Source organism: Streptomyces silaceus (genome assembly GCF_001419745.1).
In the GTDB taxonomy this organism is placed as follows: Bacteria; Actinomycetota; Actinomycetes; order Streptomycetales; family Streptomycetaceae; genus Streptomyces; species Streptomyces silaceus.
The window spans coordinates 1-3,097 of the sequence record NZ_LIRJ01000691.1 but is presented as its reverse complement, the minus strand read 5'-3'; the positions used below and the strand labels follow the sequence as shown (position 1 = coordinate 3,097).

The window sequence follows — 3,097 nt, the reverse complement described above, 5'->3', positions numbered from 1 at the left end:
GGGCCGTGGGGCCGCCCCAGGTCCGCCGGTTCGCCGCACAGGTGCTGCGCGGACAGGCACAGGTCACCTTCCTGCCGAGCGTCGCCACGGGCGTCCTCTTCTGCGTGGCGCTCTTCGCCGCGGGCTGGAAGTACGGGCTCTACGGCCTGCTCGGCACCGCCGTGAGCACCGCCACCGCACGGCTCCTCGGCGCGGACCGCGAGCGCGTCACGACCGGCCTCGAAGGCTTCAACGGCTGTCTGACGGGCCTCTGTTTCGCGGTCTTCCTGGGCGCCGGACACCTCTCGACGGCACTGCTCGCGCTCGGCGGCTGCGTGGTCGTCACGGTCATGACGGCGGCCGTGGCGAACGTGCTGGGCGGCTGGGGCCTGCCGACGCTGACCCTGCCGTACTGCCTGCTCGCGTCCACGATGACGATCGCCGCACCCGGCTTCCAGCGGGTCTGGCACCAGGGCACGGGCCTCGCGTCCCTCACGAGCCCGGCGTCGGGCCCCACCGCGCTCGAACCCCTCGACCTGGTCAAGGGGTTCTGCTCGGCCTTCGCCGAGATCTTCTTCATGCCGCAGTGGTACGTGGGGCTGGTGCTGCTCGTCGGCCTGCTGATCGGCAGCCGGCGCGCGGCGGCCGTGGCCTGCCTCGGCAACGCCGTCGGGATCGCCACCGCGTGGGCGCTCGGCGCCCCCGCCGCGCAGATCACCGACGGCACGATGAGCTACAACTCCATCCTCGTCGCCCTCGCGCTGTGCGGCGTCTTCCTGCCCGCGCGGGCGGCGACACTCACGTACGCACTCGTGGGCGCCGCCGCCGCGACGGCGGTCGGCTCGGCGATGTCGGCGCTCTTCGCGCCGTCGGGCGGACACACCTTCACGTGGCCGTTCGTGCTGACGACGCTGGTGTTCCTGGCCGGGGCCGCGTCCTTCCCGCGGCTGACCGGTCCGGCCGCGCGGACCGAAGCGCCCGCCCGGACCGACGTACCCGCGCGGGACTGAAGCGCCCGCCCGGGTCCGCGGCGCCCGCGCGGGTCAGAAGACGACCAGCGCCCGGCCGCCCTTGCCCGCGAGCATGTTGTCGAAGGCGGCGGGGATGCCGTCGAGGCCGATCCGGTCGGTCACCAGGACGCTCAGGTCCAGGCGCCCCTCGCGGATGTGCTCGGCCAGGACCGGCAGGTCTGCCGAGGGGTCGGAGTTGCCGTAGACGCACCCGGACAGGGTCCTGCCCCAGTGGAACAGCTCCAGCGCGTTGAACGTGACCTCCTGGTCCTTGCCGCCGATGCCGACGACCGTGGTGCGTCCGCCGCGCCGGGTCGAGTCCCAGGCCGCGCGGATCGTCGCCGCGCGGCCCACGCACTCCACCGCCACGTCGACGCCCTGCTTGCCGGTGAGGGCGCGGATGTCGCGGGCCGTCGTATCGGAGGCGACCACGTAGTCCGTCGCCCCGGCCCGGCGGGCGAGCTCCTCCTTGTCCGGCGAGACGTCCACCGCGACGATCCGGGAGGCGCCCGCGACGCGGGCCGCCTGCAGCGCGGCGAGGCCCAGGCCGCCGACGCCGTGGACGGCGACCGTCTCGCCCTTGCGGACCCGGGCCGAGTGGTGCACGGCACCGTAACCGGTCAGGACGGCGCAGCCCAGCAGCGCGGCGTCGGTGAGCGGGACGCCGTCCGGCACCGGCAGGACGCAGTTCCCTGCGACGACCGTCTCCTCGGCGAACGCGGCGACGTTCAGACCCGGGTGCAGCTCGCTGCCGTCGGACGACCGGCGGGCGTGGACGTTCGCGGAACCCGCCAGGGCGTGCGCGCACAACCAGACCTCGCCGAGCTCGCAGGCGTGGCAGCTGCCGCAGGACGGCGCCCAGTTGAGGACGACGCCGTCGCCGGGCGCGACGTGCGTGACGCCCTCGCCGACGGAGACGACGGTGCCGGCCCCCTCGTGCCCGAGGACGGCGGGCACGGGCACCCGCATCGTGCCGTTGGCCAGGGACAGGTCGGAGTGGCAGACCCCGGCGGCGGCGAGCCGGACCCGGACCTGCCCCGGTCCCGGCTCGGGCAGGTCGATGTCGGCGATCTCCATCGGGGCCCCGACGGCGGGGAAGACAGCGGCGCGGACCATGATGCGAGGAACTCCCTAGGGATCTAGAACTGCAGGGACTTGGTCTGGAGGTACTCGGAGAGGCCGTGCGCGCCGAGCTCGCGGCCGACGCCCGACTGCTTGTAACCGCCGAAGGGCGCCAGCGGGTTGAAGCTGCCGCCGTTGATGTCGACCTGGCCGGTGTCCATCCGGCGGGCGAAGGCCACCGCCTCGGCGTCGTCGGCCGCCCACACCGCGCCCGCGAGCCCGTACACGGTGCCGTTGGCGATGCGCAGGGCGTCGTCCTCGTCCGTGTAGCGGATGATCGAGACGACCGGCCCGAAGATCTCCTCCTGGGCGATGGTCATCTCGGGAGTGACGTCGGCGAAGACGGTCGGCTGGACGAAGTAGCCCTTCTCCGTGGGCGCTTCGGGGCCGCCCGCCACGACCCGGGCGCCTTCCTCGACGCCCTTGGCGATGTAGCCGCGCACGCGCGCGTGCTGCTTGGCGTTGACGACGGGGCCGATGCGGGGGCCGTACTTGGCCGCGGCGGCCGCCGCAAGCTCCACCGCCTCGTCGTACTGGTCGGCGTGGACGAGCATGCGGGTCCACGCGCTGCACGTCTGGCCGGAGTTGGACATGACGTTCGCGACGCCGACGTTCACGGCCTTGGCGAGGTCGGCGCTCGGCAGGATGACGTTGGCGGACTTGCCGCCGAGCTCCAGGGCGACGCGCTTGACCGCCGCGCCCGCCGTGGCGCCGATCCGCTTGCCGACCGCCGTCGAGCCGGTGAACGAGACGAGGTCGACGCCCTCGTGCTCGGCGAGCGCCTGGCCCGCGACCGGGCCGAGGCCGGTGACGAGGTTGAACACGCCCGCCGGTACGCCCGCGTCGTGCACCGCCTCGGCGAAGAGCTGCGCGGTGAGCGGGGTGTCCTCGGCGGGCTTGAGCACGACCGTGCAGCCCGCGGCGAGCGCGGGGGCGACCTTGTTGACGATCTGGTGGAGGGGGTAGTTCCACGGCGTGATCGCGCG

General features: G+C 74.0%; 3 protein-coding genes. 1 reads left to right on the top strand and 2 read right to left on the bottom strand.

What is annotated here, in order from left to right:
* Positions 1–5 precede the first annotated feature (5 nt).
* Complete coding sequence (locus tag AOK22_RS38735) at positions 6–989, top strand: urea transporter (RefSeq protein ID WP_055703310.1); 984 nt, start codon at positions 6–8, stop codon at positions 987–989.
* A gap of 33 nt (positions 990–1,022) precedes the next feature.
* On the opposite strand, the gene AOK22_RS38730 is transcribed toward AOK22_RS38735, so the two are convergent.
* Together AOK22_RS38730 and AOK22_RS38725 are read right to left on the bottom strand one after the other, a co-directional pair.
* Positions 1,023–2,105 (bottom strand): Zn-dependent alcohol dehydrogenase, encoded by a 1,083-nt coding sequence (locus AOK22_RS38730; RefSeq protein ID WP_055703309.1) that lies wholly within the window; start codon positions 2,103–2,105, stop codon positions 1,023–1,025.
* 23 nt (positions 2,106–2,128) lie between these two features.
* Positions 2,129–3,097, bottom strand: a 969-nt coding sequence (locus AOK22_RS38725; RefSeq protein ID WP_055703308.1) for an aldehyde dehydrogenase family protein, incomplete at its 5' end; no start/stop codon positions are given.